The 18,061-nt window shown below is 48.8% G+C and carries 13 protein-coding genes; 3 read left to right on the forward strand and 10 right to left on the reverse strand.

The window, feature by feature from the left end:
* The first annotated feature begins 276 nt into the window (after positions 1-276).
* On the forward strand, positions 277-1,086 hold the full coding sequence (locus ACFSR5_RS05975) for an AraC family transcriptional regulator (protein ID WP_380901711.1): 810 nt from the start codon (positions 277-279) through the stop codon (positions 1,084-1,086).
* Position 1,087: 1 nt separating this feature from the next.
* Here ACFSR5_RS05975 and ACFSR5_RS05980 read toward each other — a convergent pair whose 3' ends face one another.
* The 4 genes from ACFSR5_RS05980 to ACFSR5_RS05995 all read right to left on the reverse strand — a co-directional run bounded on the left by ACFSR5_RS05980 (position 1,088) and on the right by ACFSR5_RS05995 (position 6,849).
* Positions 1,088-3,526 carry a TonB-dependent receptor gene (locus ACFSR5_RS05980; RefSeq protein ID WP_380901713.1) on the reverse strand — a complete coding sequence of 813 codons (2,439 nt, stop codon included), beginning with the start codon at positions 3,524-3,526 and terminating at the stop codon, positions 1,088-1,090.
* A gap of 164 nt (positions 3,527-3,690) precedes the next feature.
* The gene (locus ACFSR5_RS05985) at positions 3,691-4,236 is read right to left on the reverse strand and encodes a hypothetical protein (RefSeq protein WP_380901715.1); all 546 of its coding nucleotides are present in this window, start codon (positions 4,234-4,236) and stop codon (positions 3,691-3,693) included.
* Between the two features lies 1 nt (position 4,237).
* Complete coding sequence (locus ACFSR5_RS05990; protein WP_380901717.1) at positions 4,238-4,771, reverse strand: hypothetical protein; 534 nt, start codon at positions 4,769-4,771, stop codon at positions 4,238-4,240.
* Between the two features lie 164 nt (positions 4,772-4,935).
* On the reverse strand, positions 4,936-6,849 hold the full coding sequence (locus ACFSR5_RS05995; RefSeq protein WP_380901719.1) for an AAA domain-containing protein: 1,914 nt from the start codon (positions 6,847-6,849) through the stop codon (positions 4,936-4,938).
* Between the two features lie 407 nt (positions 6,850-7,256).
* On the opposite strand from ACFSR5_RS05995, the gene ACFSR5_RS06000 reads away from it, so the two are divergent.
* Complete coding sequence (locus ACFSR5_RS06000; RefSeq protein ID WP_380901721.1) at positions 7,257-7,598, forward strand: hypothetical protein; 342 nt, start codon at positions 7,257-7,259, stop codon at positions 7,596-7,598.
* 92 nt (positions 7,599-7,690) lie between these two features.
* On the opposite strand, the gene ACFSR5_RS06005 is transcribed toward ACFSR5_RS06000, so the two are convergent.
* Together ACFSR5_RS06005 and ACFSR5_RS06010 are read right to left on the reverse strand one after the other, a co-directional pair.
* Entirely contained in the window at positions 7,691-8,050 is a 360-nt protein-coding gene (locus tag ACFSR5_RS06005; protein WP_380901723.1) for a response regulator, read from the reverse strand.
* Entirely contained in the window at positions 8,047-9,573 is a 1,527-nt protein-coding gene (locus tag ACFSR5_RS06010) for a sensor histidine kinase (RefSeq protein WP_380901725.1), read from the reverse strand. The genes ACFSR5_RS06005 and ACFSR5_RS06010 overlap by 4 nt, the downstream gene beginning before the upstream one ends.
* Positions 9,574-9,886: 313 nt before the next feature.
* Here ACFSR5_RS06010 and ACFSR5_RS06015 point away from each other — a divergent pair, with 313 nt between their 5' ends.
* A complete protein-coding gene (locus ACFSR5_RS06015) occupies positions 9,887-10,210 on the forward strand; it encodes a hypothetical protein (RefSeq protein ID WP_380901727.1) in 324 nt (107 codons plus the stop codon).
* A gap of 103 nt (positions 10,211-10,313) precedes the next feature.
* Here the strand turns inward: ACFSR5_RS06015 and ACFSR5_RS06020 are convergent, their stop codons facing one another.
* The 4 genes from ACFSR5_RS06020 to ACFSR5_RS06035 all read right to left on the reverse strand — a co-directional run bounded on the left by ACFSR5_RS06020 (position 10,314) and on the right by ACFSR5_RS06035 (position 17,962).
* Positions 10,314-11,186, reverse strand: a complete 873-nt coding sequence (locus tag ACFSR5_RS06020; protein ID WP_380901729.1) for a glycerophosphodiester phosphodiesterase family protein — start codon at positions 11,184-11,186, stop codon at positions 10,314-10,316.
* An 846-nt stretch (positions 11,187-12,032) separates the two neighbouring features.
* Positions 12,033-13,436, reverse strand: a complete 1,404-nt coding sequence (locus ACFSR5_RS06025) for a sulfatase family protein (RefSeq protein ID WP_380901731.1) — start codon at positions 13,434-13,436, stop codon at positions 12,033-12,035.
* 17 nt (positions 13,437-13,453) lie between these two features.
* The gene (locus ACFSR5_RS06030) at positions 13,454-14,836 is read right to left on the reverse strand and encodes a RagB/SusD family nutrient uptake outer membrane protein (RefSeq protein ID WP_380901733.1); all 1,383 of its coding nucleotides are present in this window, start codon (positions 14,834-14,836) and stop codon (positions 13,454-13,456) included.
* A 12-nt stretch (positions 14,837-14,848) separates the two neighbouring features.
* Entirely contained in the window at positions 14,849-17,962 is a 3,114-nt protein-coding gene (locus ACFSR5_RS06035) for a SusC/RagA family TonB-linked outer membrane protein (RefSeq protein ID WP_380901735.1), read from the reverse strand.
* Positions 17,963-18,061 lie beyond the last annotated feature (99 nt).

Below are 18,061 nucleotides of genomic sequence, written 5' to 3' on the forward strand. Positions count from 1 at the left end.
ACCGCCCGATATTTTTTTTTAAAATCAGGTGTTTTGTTCACCGTCCAAAAAAATACGGTGCGGTAAAGATTGATACACCTACGTATGTGTCGGGGCGATACCTATTTTAAGGCAGAAAAGCCATTCAGGAGACAATTTCAGCACATCGGCCTCAACCGGAAGACATCGTCCAGAAAAATATGCGCGGTGATCGTCCCATGTTTGTATGATTTTTTAGACAGGCATTCTACGAATTGCGCGGGCGGAACTGTGAAAATCTTTGTATTTTCGTAGTGCATGGAGATACCAACACAAAAGGAGATTCGCATAAACGACAAATTCGACAGCAAAGCGCTTTTCAAGATTGCGCCATTTGATCCACGTAAGTCCGTAACCTCGCCGCATAAGCACAATGGATATTTGGAGCTGGTGTTTCTGACCGCCACTTCAGGCACCCACGTCATTGACGGACGGGAAACGGCCGTTGTCCCACCCTGCCTGCTCATCATCAAAAAAGAGCAGGTTCATCATTGGACCTTAACGGCTCCGGTATCAGGCTATGTGATCCTGGTCAAGAAACCTTTTGTAGAGGAGAGTCTAGATCGGGACATCCGAAAACTCGTAGAGGAAGTCAGCCGTTACAGCCATATTCCGCTCCCGTCCGGGGAGTATTTACAGGCCCTGTCCGTCTTGTTAACGCACGAAGAAAATCCATTATGTATAGAAGGGCTTTTTAAGGCATTTCTCGCCAAGGCATTAGAGAAAAAGAGCCACAGCATCAAACAGCTACACACCAGCCACACCTTGTATGCGCAATTCTGCGCGCTCTTGGATGAGCAACAGCTCGTAAACCACGTCGGGCATTACGCACAGCTCCTCCATACCAGCCAGCAGAATTTAAGCATCGCATGTAAGAAGAGCGTTGGGCTCACTGCGTCAGAAGTCCTGGCCGAGCGGCTGATCCATGAAGCCAAGCGGTTGCTCTACTACACCCACAAAACAGTGGCAGAAGTTGCACAAGCCCTGCATTTTTCCGACGAGTCCAATTTTTCTAAATATTTCAAACGGTATACCGGACTCACCCCAAGTGCGTTTCGTAAGCTTTAACTTAGAATTCCTTTTCTCCGAATTCGCTTTTGGGTAGCTTTAGTACATTCTTTATCTTTTGCAAGTTCAGGTTCAGGTTCAGCAACAGCACATTTTTTTCATAAATGTAGTTGGTCGTGGTATAAAAATCGTCGGCAAAGGTCGTAATACGCTGTTCATTGACGCCCCATTTTCCCAGTTCCATATATTGCCACTGAAGTTGGGCCGTTAGCGCACCATTGTAAAACGACTTACTCAAGTTCAAATGCGGCGTCACAAAACGCGAATCGATTCCCTGAACAGTTGGTCTATCGGAAAGATAATTGAGTTGTACCCCCATACTCCACGCTTTTGGCCAGTTAGTTTGAATACCCGAATTAATCGAATACACCCACTGGTTATTTCTCCTATTGCCGGAATAGCTGAGCACTTGCCCCGATACCGTATAATCATATACATTCGCGCCCAACTGTATCTGAAGCCAGGATCCGATCTTGAGATTGCCCCCCACTTCCATCCCCCAGCGTTCCGCAAAATCAGCATTGGTAAAAACGCGGTGCAAGATCGTATCCGCATATACGGAATTCACGCGTTGTATTGGATTTCTGCTATGCTGATAGTAGGCATTAAAAAATACACTACCAGACGGAAGCTTTTTAACGATACCGGTCTCCACGTTCGTTATAAATTCTGGAAGCAGTTCCGGATCTCCCTGCTCTAAGGTTTCAGAGTGCTCCCGTTCAGGAATAGGGTTCAACTCAAAATTATTATTCCGCTGTACGCGTCTGGCCGCGGCGAATTTCCAGTCCCAACCCCTTCCCAGCGGCTTCATGAGGCTCAAGGAGGGATATAACTGATGAATTGCATATGGAAATTTCTGGCCATCGTTTACCAAAAGCACATCACGTTGGTAATATTCGTACCGGAGGCCGACAGCGACCTGCAGGTTGTGAATGGTCTGATTGTACTGGCTAAACAGCGCATGCACCAAATTGCTCGCGCGCAGTTTCCCCGTAAATTCGGGTACGATCACCTGCTGTTGCCCCTTCGTCGATTCGGCATATTGAAAATCGCCCCGCTGCCGATCGTGGCGCAGCTGATAACCACTTTGCAGTTCCATATTCTTCAGCTTCCACGTATGCTGTAGGGACAAACGGAACCCCTGTAGCGGATTCTCGTAGGTGTTTTGCGTCCATTGGACCGTATCGCCCCGTTCCACATTTCGGTTATTTGTCGAGCCATAAATATGCGCATATTCGTAGATCGCTCCGAACTGCAAGGCATGTGTTTTGTTCATCTTATAACGATAGGAAAAATCCGCTAAATAAAATTCACCCTGTTTGTTTTGCAGGTTCGGATTGAAGTAATCCACAGCAGACAGCTCCCGCCCGGTCGACGGTTGTATGGTCCGGTTTTGATAGTAGATATCTGCGATACGATCCTGATAACGTCTCGAAGCCAATAACCCGATATTCCATTCGTGCTTCTCGTGCGTCGCATACCCTGCATTCACGCGTACACCATAAGAATATTTGTCAAAGCTTCTTTCCCCTGCTGAAGGGAAGAACGTTTGGCGGTCGCCGATCACCGTATGTACGTCTCCCACTCGAAAGCCAGCATTATCATTACGAAGGAAGTTGGCGGAAGCATTCAATTCCAGCTTATCTTTTACGTACTGAAAAGCCACGTCACCGCCGTAGCGTTGCTGCCGTTTGGCATTCGAGTAATCGTCGATGCTGGGCAGTCCACCCTGCAGATTCAATGTCCATGCCAAACCGTCCATGCTTCGTTTTCGCGTCTTCAGGTTAATCATCCCCCCCTTTCCATCCGGATCAAATTGTGCCGAAGGATTGGTGATGTATTCCACTTCCATCACATCGTTTGCGGCAATCTGCGTCAGCAACGTTGCCGCATCCAAAAACGACGGTTTTCCGTTAATTAACACCATAATCCCCGAGTTCCCGCGCATGCTGATCGCCCCGTTAGCGTCTACCGACGCCGCTGGCAGATTCTTAACGATATCCAAAGCCGTTCCACCCACGGCGTTTTTATATTGGTCGGCCCTGTACACCTGTCGATCACCCGCATGCCGTTGCTGCCTGCCGTCCGCTGTCACCTCCACGGATTCCAGCTCCCGGTTCGCCGGAACCAGCAGGATATCGTTTTGCCCTGTCCGGCCGTACTCCCGAAGATCAACAAGGATCCACTTTTGCTTATAGCCAATGGATTTTACCAACAACCGATATGTACCTTTCTGCATAGCCGTAAATCGAAAGCCCCCTACAGAATCGGTCATCATACCATCCACGACATGGTTGCCCGAATCAACAAGGCCGACGCTTGCGTAGGCTATAGGGACACGGGTCAGGCTGTCTTTCACGATTCCCGATAGTTCACGATGTTGGGCGATGACCGGATAGACACATAGTACGAAAAAGCAGTTTAAAAGGAATATTTTCACGCGGCTTAGTTTTCCGCAAAAATAACAAAGTACACCACAGCTTCCGCGCTTTTTTCGAATTCTACCGGTATATTTTCAAATCTACCAAAAACAGAAAGGGCTGTTTATCGTTTCCCTCTCGGATGCGATAAACAGCCCTTTCTGCTGTACGCCACGTCAACGCGTTACGTGCTAGACCCCGGGGGTTGTTTTGAAGCTTCCCAGTACGCGGTAAAAAGCGCGTACAGGCTTTGCGCGTCCCTGTCTATTTCCGATGCACTGTACATCACATGCAACAGCTGCTCCTGTTCATGATATGCCATCTTCCAGAACATCTTGGAAAGCCGGCCTGCATACTTTTGCGTATTCCCTAAAGAAACAACTACGAGTATGTCACCCCCCACTTTCTGCATCTGTATGTGCCGCACATCGTCCCAGGAACCTTCGCCGAAGGCCTTGGACAATGGCGTCGTCTTGCCGGAGAACGTCGTTTCCGTCAGGACAATCCGCGGCGAGGTATCCCGGAGATCCACCATACTCTTCAGAAGCCATACAAACATCAGCACAAATACCGCACCTGAGCCCACGGCAAGCTTGATTTTCAACACCCCATCAAAAATTCCAACACCGTATAAAAAACAACCCAACAGGAGCAAACAGATCACACCCGAAGTGGCTATTAATTTCCGCGTTTTCGACGGGTTACGAAATAACCTGGTTTCTTTTTCCATGTTAATTGCCCCACTTTACGTTCAGTTGGTGCTTGTCCGCATACTGTTTACCCCGTGTATAAACCTCGTCAAATATGCCGTTTACTTTCGGCATATGCTCTTGTTCAATCTTTTGCAGCAAAGCCGTCTTTTCTTCATCTGTCCCTTTGCTGTCACAAAGCTTGGCAAAAGCCATATACTCATTTTTGTAGATAGGCAGCACCGTTTCGAACAATTTGATCGATTCCTCTTGGAGCGCCTTCGCATCCCCGTCCGACGTGCTTAACGCCTTGATTTTCTCCAAAGCTTTCTCGACAGACTGGATTTTGATCTGCACGATCTGCTGTGCTTCATCGCCTTTTTTTGCCGTTGCCGGGCTATTCGGGTACTCCACGGTTTCGTCTACCAAACGTTTACCAAAATTCGACGGATCAAAATCAGCCACATAGTTCGTGTTCAATACGACCTGTTCAAAGAATTTGTCGGGACTTGCGGATTGACATCCAGCAAAGAAAGCGCCGATTACCACGGCGATACTCAGTACAAAATGTTTCATAAATATGTTGATTTATTCCAAAATAAATGAATATGGATGGCATACGCAAGTCGTCCTGCCTAAGGAATTGATCGTCAAACCAATGAAATTAACCCACCGCAGCGTCTACCTACAGGCGCAGGACATAGCCTTAACATCATACATACCCCCCAACAGCCTTTACCCTAACCAGTATGCCACTCCCAGATGCTGTGGTAGCGGCCGATCGATTCTACATATGCCAAGAATCCCTTGTAGAAGTCGTGCTGTGCAATCGTACCGCTATCACCAATGACGATCAGCTTCTTTTGGGCACGTGTCATGGCGACATTCATCCGGCGCACATCTGCCAGAAAACCGATACGCTGTTCAGCATTGCTGCGCGTCAGGCTGATATAGATCAGTTCTCTTTCCTGCCCTTGAAAGCTATCAATTGTACTGATACGAATGAAATCAGTGTAGCGATGTATTTCCTCGTCCTGCTCGAACAGTTCCTTCAGCCGTGTCGCCTGACGCCGATAAGGCGCGACAACACCAATCGTTGGAAAATCCCGGTCCAAATGGGGAGCGTTGGCCTCCCAGCTTTGGATAAAATTCCGCAGATGATCCCGCAAGAAATAAGCCTCTTCGATGTTATCGATGGCCCCTTGCTCCTCGGATTCTTCGAAGCCTGCACCTGCCGTATCAATAAATACAATCGGTTCCGCATCGCCAGGCAACGTCCAGTTTGCCACGGCAGGTGCCGCTTGTAATTGGGAATCGTACAAAGCACGTGACGGGTACTGCATAATTTCGGTGTGCATACGGTATTGCGTTGTCAATAGCGAAACACATGCCGGATAGCGGCGCAAGAGCTTCTCGAACAGCGTCAAGTACAGTCCTTCGTCTGCGCGCTGGGCCGACTTGACCGTCGGGGGCAACTGGCAGTGGTCGCCCGCCAGGATAATGCGATTCGCTTTGAGGATCGGAATCCAACAAGCCGGTTCAAGCGCCTGCGCCGCCTCATCAATAATGACCGTTTCATAGCGTCGGTCACGGATAGGATATTGGTTTGCGCCCACCAGCGTGGCCGTAATGACCTCAACCCGATTTAAAATATCCGCGATCATATAATCCTGAATCAGATCGATCTCTTTGCGTAGTTTACGGGCCTCATCACGCAGGGCTTTGCGCTGCTCCCGTTCGGCCTTTCCGAAATGTCGTTTATATTTCTGCGCCATCTCACTGTACGCATTCGCCTGTTTTTGCAGGTGTTTCATTTCCTTAGCCGCGCTGTGCTTTTCTGTCTGCGCGTCCAATGTCAGATCGAGTAAATGATCCGATACCCGAACCGGATTTCCGATACGCACAACCGAGATCCCCGCCGCATCCAAACGTTCTGTCAGGACATCCACGGCCGTATTACTCGGAGCAACCAACAGTAACTGCCCGCTGCCGTTCTCCAATAGGGCCTTTACCCCATGAATCAATGTCGTGGTTTTTCCCGTACCGGGTGGCCCATGCAAAATGGTCAATGGATCTGTACCTAACATACGTGAGACCGCCCCTACCTGGCTCGTGTTAAGCGCTTCATGTTCATAATGTACCGTATCCGTGCATGCCATCCCTGCTTCCTCACCGATCAACTGCCGCACCAGATGTCCCTGCTGCTTATCGTTCCGTAATGCCGAAGCACGGTCAAGTGCATCCTGCATTTCTTTGTACGCATTTTCATCAAAGAGCAAGTCAACCCCGAGTTTTCCTCTCCGGCTCCAATCCGGCAATTCATCGGTCCGAAACGCCACGCGCATGGTGTCCCTATTTACGAAAGCGATGATGCCGTCGATACGATCGTCTGCCGCAGCATGATTCGAAAATAATGATACCGGCATGCCGAACCGAAATTGATGTCCCTCCTCCAACCTATTGGTTCTGTGCAGTGTAACGGTAAGGTAATCCCCCCTGCCCAGCTCCCTATTTCCGATGGTAATCGGAAACCATGTCACACCTTTCCCACGCCTTTCGTCGATACTACGCTGCATCAGGAGCGTTTCATGCTGCTCCCGGTCATAATCCCTTTCCCGTTGTAGTAAAGCCGCTTGTTCGTCAAAGTAGTTCATTTGCGCATTTTTTGATAAGACCGGTGCAAAGTAACCGCTTTTTTGCAGAAATACAGTCTCTATATTGTCTAAATACGGTTTGGTCGTCCCGCGGACGTACTGATGCCGGATGCTACAAAAACTTCCCCTCCAACGTATCGTCCGCGGTCCTCGTATAATTAAACTTCTAAATACGATGAAAAAAACACCGATATTCCTTCTGCGCTTTCCGTTATGCGGCATGCAAAAAAATCAGGGTAGGTCACATTCGCTTCACAGGATCTGCACACGCACAAGCTCTTTTTTTTACAACAGCTGTACGAAAAGCTATACGGAGTAACCTATGCGAGTCGCAGCTATCCATAAAAAATCATCTCGATGTAGCGGACATTTCTCTTCCTTCGTTTTCTAATAAAACTCTAAATACGATGAAAAGAATAAGTATACTCTTTGCCATCGCTCTTCTTTTTACAGCGTGTGAAAAAGATCAGGACGATGAAAGCCAAGCGATAGAATGCACCAAAAAGATGAAAGAGCGGTATCAAAATGAGCTCGAATGTCGGGACGAAGGTTTTTCTGCTACGCACTTATTTCAGGCGACGTATCAAGGCGAAATTGTTTACTATCTGATGCTCGTATGCCCATCATGCGACGTCATTGGACCTACCGAGGGGGTTACCTGTTCTGGAAAAAAAGTCACGTTCAATCAGGATGATCTTCAGGAGCAAAAGCTCGTTTACAACAGTTGCACGAAAACGTATGTCGAATAGCATACATACCTGTCCGGGAGGGGAGATATTGCTGGCCCAGGAAGTCCAAGAACAGCCCCCGTTAGGAAGATAGCGGGGGTAGATCTCCTACATTACACTAGAGCCCCTTCCACGGCACGAATGATGTCGTCCATGTCAAACGGCTTTGCCAAAAAAAGGTCGGCACCCGCCTCCTGGGCAATCTTTTCACCATCCCTACTTGCCGATATGCAAATAATATAAAGATCGCGCAGGGCGTCTGTTGACCGTATCCGCCGTATGAGCTGATCGCCGCTCACGACGGGCATCCATAGGTCCACAATCAACATATTTGGTTTGGTTTCCAACAACCGGTCAAATGCATGTATACTATTCCCTTCGCTTATGGTATCGGCATCGGTAAACTCTAAAATAAGTTCGAGCATATCCACAATTCCGAGATCGTCATCGCATATAAATATCTTTTTCTTCATGGTGTCGTGCTTTGTTGGCGTGGTAGTGTAAAACTAAATGTCGATCCTTTACCGAGCTCACTGTCCACCCAAAGGCTTCCGCCGTGTTGTTTTAAAATCTGTGCACAAATGAATAGTCCAATACCCATCCCCGGGTAACGTGTCTGCACCTCATTCACCCGAAAGAAGCGTTCGAATACATTGTGCTGATCGTCCTGACTGATGCCCAGCCCATAATCCTTCACCGATACCTTAATTTTATCGGCCATCATTGCCAAATGCACCATCACTCGCGTCGCATCCGGAGAGTACTTGATGGCGTTGGATAAGAGATTCCCGACTACCTGACTCAACAACACCTCATCACCCAGAAAAGTAACCGACGTACTTCCGGTTAACGTAATTTCATGTTGTTCTGTCGTCAACTGTATATGCTCCACGGTATCCCGGACCATCCGGTCGAAGTCGAAAGGCGCGTGGTGCAGGGCCAATTTCCCAGACTGTATCTTCGACACGTCCAACAACTCGCTAATCAAGGCGTTCAAGCGCTCGATCTGCGTTTTACTCTTATGCAAAATATCGGCCAGCTTTCGGTCGATATCCGGTCCGAGAAGTCGATCGATCAATTGAATATACCCTTTGATTGCCGTCAGTGGGGTTTTCAGTTCGTGGCTCGCAATCGACAGAAAATCATCCTTTCGCTTTTCAATGATCCGTCGGTCGGTGATATCCTCGATAGCCAACAAAATACGATCTTTGTAATGCCCTTCGTTTTCGATCCGGTGCGCATTCAACAACATTGTTTTCTTGCCGATATACGGAAAATCGTGCTCTACTTCAAAATCCAGTACCGGGTTGTTCGTGGGCAAGATATTTTCCAATAGGTTGCGTAGATCCGCGATATCCCACTGCCCATTCCCCAGTTCGTAAAACAAGTTGCCCACCGTCTCGGTCAGGCTCACTTTAAATTTATCCAGAAATTGATGATTTACTGTCAACACCCGTAGATCGCGGTCCAGAACGACCAATCCTTCGCGCACCGTCTGTATGATGCTGTCCAGGTATTCTTCATTCATGCGCAGCTGTGCGGTACGATCGTCTACTTTTTGCTCAATAAACTCCCGCTCTCTTCGCAAATCCTCTTCCACCTGTTTGCGGTGGGTCACATCATTTTGTACCCCGATAAAGTGAGTGACGTCCCCATGGTCGTCGCGGATAGGCGAAATCACCAATTCATTCCAAAAGAGCTGATCGTCTTTGGTATAATTTCGGATTTCGATACTGATATCTTTTCCCTGCCGGACAGCTTCCCGGATCTTTTCCCGCGCCTCTTGTTGTTTATCCGCTCCCTGCAAAAACCGGCAGTTCCGCCCGATAATTTCATCCGACGAGTATCCAGTCATTTTTACAAACGCCTGGTTGCTGTAAATGATCGGATTGTCTGGCTGTCTATTATCGGTAATGATAATACCCGATGCGCTGGCATCTAAAGCTTTAAATAGCAACGGCGTCAGCTCATCGTACGATAAACTCTGTTTTGACATATATTAAGTTGTAGTTTACTAGGGCGAACACCTGCCGAACTGGCACGATGTTCCCGCGTGTGACTTGTTCTTCTACAGTGAACTGATTTTTCTCTACGAAAGTTTTCAGGAAAAATGAAAAATATAGGCGCTATGCGTCGTGTGGGCGGGTTGCCAACAAAAAACAAGCCGGAAAGGACATTAAACTTATACAAACGGAAATATACGTTCTGCAATTGCGTACATGTCGTCCGTATTTCCCGTATTTATTGAACCCCTGCTATACGTTGTTAACCATATATCCTGACTACCTTTGTACCAGGAGGAAGCGATTATGAATAGAAAGGATTTATTGAAAACCGGTCAGGCATTGGCCCATACCGGTAGCGCCGACGGCGTCATGAAGAAAGCCGTATACCGGGTGACGTATAGCGATAAAGTGGTCGGTGTCGGTCTGTTCTGCAGCGATCAGGAAGAATGCAAAATGGCCTTCGTCCATGTGAGTTCGTCACAACGTTCGCTCTTATGCGAACTCACCGACGACTTCCCTATCGAAACCGACGATGTATATCACTTAAAGCGTTGTTATCACGAGTTGTTCCCCAACAGTAAGCAATCCAAAAAGAAAAGATCGAGACCGCACCCCGTCTCCATGTAAAAACCTATCTCTCGTTGTTATTTTCTGTTTATAAGCGTTCTACAAAAAAGAAAGGACGCTCCCTGCTTAACCTGCAAACGATCCTATTGCCCTTATGTATCCGTTAGTTTGCGGTTGCCTGATGCACTTCGATGGGTAAATCCGATTCCAAGATACTGGCCCCATCAGCAAATACGGCCCTGTACTTGTCGGCCCGATCGGCAGGGTTGTCCAATTTATCGTAAGTTGGTGCGGTAGAAATCATACACATCACACCCCGGCGGTTTAACGCTTCGTAAAACATGCGGTTAGCCGCAACAATTTCTGGTCCGATGTACACAATCATCCGGTCAAATGGTAAGTCTGCCTGAAGCAGTTCCTCCAAGGCCTGTGCGGTTCGTACGTGCATGGAGAGAAATTGTTTCGGGCTTTTCTTCAGGTAGAACCTGGCCTGCTCCACATTATGCACCGTTACCCACACCCAGGCATAGGCCTGATGGCGGGCAATAATACGAGCGGTCAGTTCCATCGGTAAATCTTTTTTATCCAAATTGAGAATGGTTTTTCCTTTGGCCCATTCGATCAACTCATCCAACGTATTGATGGGGTGCGGCGTCTCTCGACCCTGCGCATCTTTCAAACGAAATCGTTGCAGTTCCGCCCAGGTGTAGTCGCGTACGTTGCCCTTGCCTGTCGTCGTACGGTCTAAGGTTTGGTCATGAACCATAACTGGCACACTGTCTTTCGTCAAACGAGGATCAACTTCAAATATCGCCGTCGTATGTTTCAGGACCGCTTCCAGCGCAGGAATGGAATTTTCAGGCATTCCCGCTTCTTTCGTCCCACGGTGCCCACTGATTATCTGTTTACCGGGGGCATATCTAAAGTAAGCATACATCTCCTCCTCTGTTTGGAAAGACAGACGATGCAGTTCTTGCGCCTTTCCCTGTAGAAAGAAAACAAGCAGCAGCATCCCTAAACAACCTGCGTTTTTCATACTCTATTTCTGTTGTACCGTTAAATATAACGATATCCTTCCGAAGCGCATGAGGTCGTGTAAAATGTAACAAAAAAATAATATTCCATTTTACATGCTGCCGCGAGTGTTCAGCCTTGCTGCCACTGGTTTTTCCGTCGTGCTGGCGCGAGTTTTTTAACTCGTGCCTAACCTATATTCGAGCACGAGCTGCAAGCTCGCGCTAGCTTAATTAGCAAACCTTGCCGCGAGTGTTCAGCCTTGCTGTCATGGGTTTTTCCATCTGCTGGCGCGAGTTTTTAACTCGTGCCTTATACCTCGAGCACGAGCTGCAAGCTCGCGCTAGCTTAATTATCAAACCTTGCCGCGAGTGTTCAGCCTTGCTGTCATGGGTTTTTCCATCTGCTGGCGCGAGTTTTTAACTCGTGCCTTATACCTCGAGCACGAGCTGCAAGCTCGCGCTAGCTTAACTAGCGAACCCTGCCACGCGTTTTTGAACCTTGCTGCCATGGGTTTTTCCATCTGCTGGGGCGAGTTTTTAACTCGTGCCTTACCTATATTCGAGCACGAGCTGCAAGCTCGCGCTAGCTTAACTAGCGAACCCTGCCACGCGTTTTTGAACCTTGCTGCCATGGGTTTTTCCATCTGCTGGCGCGAGTTTTTAACTCGTGCCTTACCTATATTCGAGCACGAGCTGCAAGCTCGCGCTAGCTTAATTATCAAACCTTGCCGCGAGTGTTCAGCCTTGCTGCCATGGGTTTTTCCATCTGCTGGCGCGAGTTTTTAACTCGTGCCTTACCTAAATCGAGCACGAGCTGCAAGCTCGCGCTAGCTTAATGCCGCGCGTTTTAACGTATGCCATGCAACCTACAGCAAATCGAGTTGACTGACCACAGGTTTTATGCCTCTCCGGTGTTCCTCTGCCAAGTTTTGCAAGGCCTGGACCACGTCCGGGTATTGCGCAGCGATGTCATTCGATTCGCTGATGTCCTCGTTCAGATTGAATAATTTCGGAGCGTCCAACCGTACCAGCTTATCCGGGTAGGCCCATTCACTGTTTCCATAGAGCAACAGCTTAAATGGACCTTTCCGCACAGCCACGAGCTGTGATGCATGATAGTAAAACATCTCATCTCTCGGGCCTTTCGCGTGGCTATCGCGGAGGACGTTGCTCAGATTATACCCATCATACACCCGATCCTGCGGCAAGTCGACGCCCGCCAGTGCCGCAAATGTGGACAAAATATCCAACGTACTTCCGATCGCCGTCACCTGACCCGGACGCACCTGCCCCGGCCCCCAAAAGATAGCCGGTACGCGCACCCCTCCTTCGTAACTATTTCCCTTCGCGCCGTAGAGCGGACCGGACGAGCCTCCCAACTCTTTGAAAATTTTCCACGGACCGTTGTCTGTCACGAACACAACATACGTATTCTTATCCAACCCTTGTTTCTTTAATGTTTCGATAATCTGGCCTACACTCCAATCGATTTCCTCGATTACGTCGCCATAGATGCCCCGCGCACTTTTCCCTTTAAATTTTTCGTTAGCGAACAAAGGAACATGCGGCATGGAATGCGCGAGGTATAGAAAAAATGGCTCTCCTTTGTTTTTCGTAATGAAGCCTATGGCTTCCTTCGTATACCGTTCCGTTAAGGTGTTCTGGATAGCCGGTCGTTCGATGATCTCCTCATTACGCAATAACGGTACTTGAAAGTACTCATTTTTGGGTTGCGTAATAGCTTGTTGATAGGGAACCGAATCTACACGATCCATATCATTGCTATACGGAATACCATAGTAATAATCAAACCCATGTTTCGTCGGCAGAAATTCTGGCCGGCTACCCAGGTGCCATTTTCCAACAATGCCCGTGCGGTATTTCTTTTGTTTCAGGACACGCGCAATAGTTTGCTCCGACAACGGAAGTCCTCCTTTTGAATCGGGAAACAGTACCCGCCTTTTCTCCCCCTGCATCCCACTTCGTATCGGCAAACGCCCGGTTAATAGGCCTGCCCGCGACGGCGTGCACACATTTGCCGCCACGTAAAAATTTGTCCATTTTTGACCTTCGGCAGCCAGCTGATCGATATGGGGTGTTCTGATTGTCGGGTTGCCGTACGTGCCGAGGTCGCCATATCCCTGATCGTCGGTAAAAATCAATATAAAGTTTGGTTGCTGCTCACTATTCGCCTGCTGCGCGGTCGCCCGCCATACTCCTCCCATCCCTAGGACGAGGAGCATCCATGTGTTGATAAAAATCCTTTTCATATGTCTGCTGTTAACCATTAATAGCCTTCATTTTGTTCCAAATTCGGATTCGCATCCAATTCTGTTTGTGGTATAGGGAAGAGAACGTGATGCGGCTTCGCGGCGGATTTTCCCCGTCGCAGGGCTTCCGAAATAAAGGTTCCCTCGCGGATCTGATCACTGCGCCGGGCCTGTTCATACCAAAACTCCCATTTTCTCTCCTGGAAAATTTGCGTCCGAAAACTAGCTTTCGTCCATGCACCCTGCTCAAGCCCCTCCTGCCCTGCGCGTCTACGTACCTGATTGACCAAAGCAATCGATTCCGCCGTAGGGCCGTGCAGTTCGTTCAGCGCCTCTGCACGGCTAAGCAGTATATCCGCATACCGTAGGACGGGGACATCATTCCCGTACGAAGCTCCAATTGCATCCTTATCAAATTCGTATTTCCCCGGATACGATCTATTGGTACCAAGCAGCTGCGTCCACACGCCACTGGTATTGGTATAAGACGTGATAATCAACCCCTTTCTTGTATCATTTCCAGCAAAGGAATGTACAAACTCGTCATAAAGGTATACCCGCGACGCATAAATCGTCTGGTTGGGCAAGTGTGGATAATCCGTTGGGAAGGTATTGGCCACAAATGGGTTACCCAATTGAGGCGTCGACTGTATTACCCAGATCATCTCTGTATTTCCCTCGTTCTCGATACGGAACAATTGCGTATAGTCATCAACCAGTTGGTATGTCCCGAGCGCCATAAGCTCTGCACTCACGTCGACACTTTTTTGCCATTGTTTCGTTTGCAAGTAAAGCTTCGCTAAAAAACCTAAAGCGGCACCTTTCGTTGCTTTCCCATATATGATCTGCGTGGCAGGAAGCACAGCAGCCGATTCACGCAGGTCTTTTTCGATCAAGGCGACAGTTTCTTCTTCGCCCGACCGCTTGAGGCGATAATCGTCGTCAGGCGATTGATACAACGGCAGCGGCCCAAACCAATCGTGCAGGAGGTAATAGCTGAGTCCACGGAGGAATTTCGCTTCAGCCACCAGTTGGTCCTGTTGCGGCGCATTTTTCAGAATGATATTTGCATCGCGGATGACCGTATACAGTTGGTTCCATGTTGCACTAAAATAACTATGGTTGCTATCCCACGTGAAATTGCAGAGTGGTGTAAACTGCGATTCAATAGCACCAAACTCATTCCAATTCTCTCCGGAAGTCATGCCCGACGTAAAGAAATAAGCATAATTGCGCCATTGTGCATTTCCATAAGCCGAAGTTAAAAGAGACTGCAGCCCTTCCGGTGAGTTTGCATACTGCTCGTCCAATTCAGAATACAACTCTTCCTCTAGTATAGCGTCACAAGCAGACAACGACAAGGACAAAATTGCCAAATGGATATAAGAAATAATTTTCATAGGAAATCGTATTTAAAATGAGACATTCACCCCGGCCGACCATACGCGGGCCAACGGGTACGTATTTAGGTCGACACGTGCATTGCTCGTGCCTAATGCATTCGCTTCCGGATCGTATCCTACGTATTTACTGATCGTAAACAGGTTCTGCGCCGAGAGATAAACCTGGAGCGTTCGAATTGCTTTGGTGGACCGCAGGGGAACCTGATAATGAAGCTGAATATATTTCAGGCGCAGATACGATGCATCCTGAAGCGCCAAGGTATTCACCTTGCCGCCGCCATACGACGTCGGTTCGACTGCCGACGGCCATTTTGCCTCTGTATTTTCAGGCGTCCAGCGGTCTTCCACGGTTGCCCGCAGCATGTTTCTCCGGTAATTGCTCGGGTAGATACTTTCCAGGATATTTCCATTCAGTATCTGTCCACCCTGCTGTCCTTGCAGAAGAAAACTTAAAGACAGATTGCCGTACGCCAGCTCGTTGCGCCAGCCGTAGGTAAAATCCGGATACGGGTCACCGATGATCTTTTGGTCGGAGGCATTGATTTTTCCATCCTGATTCACATCATTAAAAATGGGATACCCCGGGCGTGCTGTCGGTTGAGCGCTGTTCGCGACCTCCTCTACGCTTCTGAAAATCCCTGTCACCTCATACCCGTAATACGCAAACGCCGGGGCACCTTTGGTGATAATAGCTACGTTTCCAATATTCGCCGCATTGCCCGTAATGATGTTTTTGACGTCGCCCAAATGCGTTACCTCATTGCGTATGCGGGCAAAATTAACGGAGGCGTTCCAACGAAACTTCTCGCCCTGAATAACGTCTCCAGACAGGGAGAGCTCCACCCCTTTGTTCGTCATCGACCCCATATTTGATAAGATAGCGCGATAGCCCGTTCCCTGTGGCAACGGCAATTCGATCAACATATCACGCGTATTCTTCGTAAAATAGTCTACCGTCATCTGCAATCTGTTCCGTAACAAGGCGGCGTCGATGCCGATATTCGCTTGCTCCGTCGTTTCCCACTTCAAGTTGCTGTTGCCGATCCGGGACGGTGATGTACCGACATACAGTGCACTTCCGGATACAAAGGTCCCTCCCGTAGTATATGTTTGCAGGGAGTTGTAATTGCCGATATCCTGATTTCCGGTCAATCCCCAGCTGCCACGTATTTTCAGGTTATCAAAAAACGCCGGGACAAACGCCTCTTCCGACAAGACCCAACCCGCCGCCACCGATGGAAAAAATCCATACTTGTTATCAGCACCGAACCGAGAAGAACCATCTGCCCGGAAGGACGCCGTCAATAGGTAACGCGCGTTCCGCGTGTAATTAATCCGGCCAAGGTAAGACAGCAGCGTATTATCGGCTTTGTTACTTCCCAGCGAGGCCGTGGCTATATCCCCAAGGCCCAAGTTGTTGCTCGCGAGGTTATCCGACGGGAAGCTCCCGATAGCACCCACAAAACGCCGGACCTGAAAATTCTGGTACGTCATTCCCCCCAACACGTCCAATGTGTTTTGTTGTCCCCACCGGGTTTGGTAATTCATGGTATATTCACCCACGACGTCCCGCTTTTCGAGGGTGGCAATCGTGGCAATCCCTTGTTGCGCCGCGCCCCGAATCGTAAGCCTGCTGTTATAGATATCCCGGCGTTGAGCCAAGAGGTCGGCACCGATATTGATCTTTGCCGTCAGCCCCTGCGTCAGTTCATACGACACAAACAGGTTGCCCAATGTACGGTTTGCAGCACTCTCGTTGCTAATCCCCTTCACCAAGCTTAGCGGATTGTTGATCGTCAGGAAATTCGATTGCGTAAACGAGCCATCTGCGCGGTAGATCTGCTCCGTCGGATCGTACAGCAGTGCTGCGTTAATAGGACCAGCCGATTCGTTAATACTGTTGCCGTCGATCGCGTTCTTGTCCAAAATCCGGCTACTCGTTAGGTTTATGCCGAACTTACCTTTACGGTCAAACGTGCTCTCCAGGTTAACCCGACCTGTATAACGATCCATGCCGGTATTCCGCACGATGCCGTCCTGCGTGGTGATATTCAGGGAAGTGAAGTACGTCATCCCCTCGTCACCACCCGAAAACGAAAGATTATGGTCCTGCACATACGCTTTGCGCAAGATTGCTTCCTGCCAGTCCGTTCCCGTCCCTATTTCCTGAATAGCGTCATCGTCGAACACCAGCGCAGCACCCCGCTCCTTTGCCAGCTGGTTGATCGTTGTGATATACTCCTGTGTCGTTAGGATATCGATCTTTTCCGCCACCTGCTGTTGCCCGGCATTCACTGAATACTGAAGGCGACGCTGCCCTTTTGCGCCACGTTTGGTCGTGATTAGGATCACGCCATTTGCGGCCCGCGACCCATAGATCGCCGTAGCCGACGCGTCTTTCAGCACTTCGATAGACGCTATATCGTTCGGATTAATCGCATTGATTGGATTTTTAGCGACGAGATTGTTGGCAATCCCCCCTTCTCCAGAGGAAGATGTCAAATTGGCGGCATTATCCATAGGCAGTCCGTCGATAACATACAACGGACTAGAACCTGCATTGATCGAGTTGTTTCCACGAATACGGACGTTAACTCCACCGCCCGGCTCGGAGCTCGATTGTTGCATATTGACACCGGCTGTGGTTCCATGCAGCAGTTGATCCACTGATGTGACCGTCGCGCCTTTGTTAAAATCGCTTTCTTTCAAGCTTGATACCGAGCCCGTGATATCTCTCTTTTTCTGAACACCGTAGCCGATCACCACCACCTCATCGATATCTTCTGACGTTGGGCTCAGTTCAATAATAGCGGGCGAGGTTTGTACGACCACCGTTTTGGGGGCATACCCTACGTACGAAAGGATAATGGTAAAGGGAAGTTTTTGTCCTGTAACGAACTGGAAATTACCATCTCTGTCCGTTTTGACGCTATGGGTCACGGCTTGCAGCTGCACGGTTGCACCCTCAATCGGTAATTTTGTTTGGGCATCTATGACTTTTCCAAGCAGGGATGCGTTGATAATAGGTTTTGTTTCTACCTGTGCATCGCTTGTTTTTAACCCGAAAAGGAGGGCAAACAACACGAAAAAGGTAGCATACCGGAGTCCTCCAGTAGTTTTCATAAATCTAATGTGTTAATAGTGAATACTTACAAGTGCCAACGCCAATTGATAACTTGTATCCTAAAATGTTTACGTTTTTTGCGTAGTTCCGAACGCCTG

The sequence above is a fragment of the Sphingobacterium suaedae genome, assembly GCF_042684625.1.
Lineage (GTDB): Bacteria > Bacteroidota > Bacteroidia > Sphingobacteriales > Sphingobacteriaceae > Sphingobacterium > Sphingobacterium suaedae.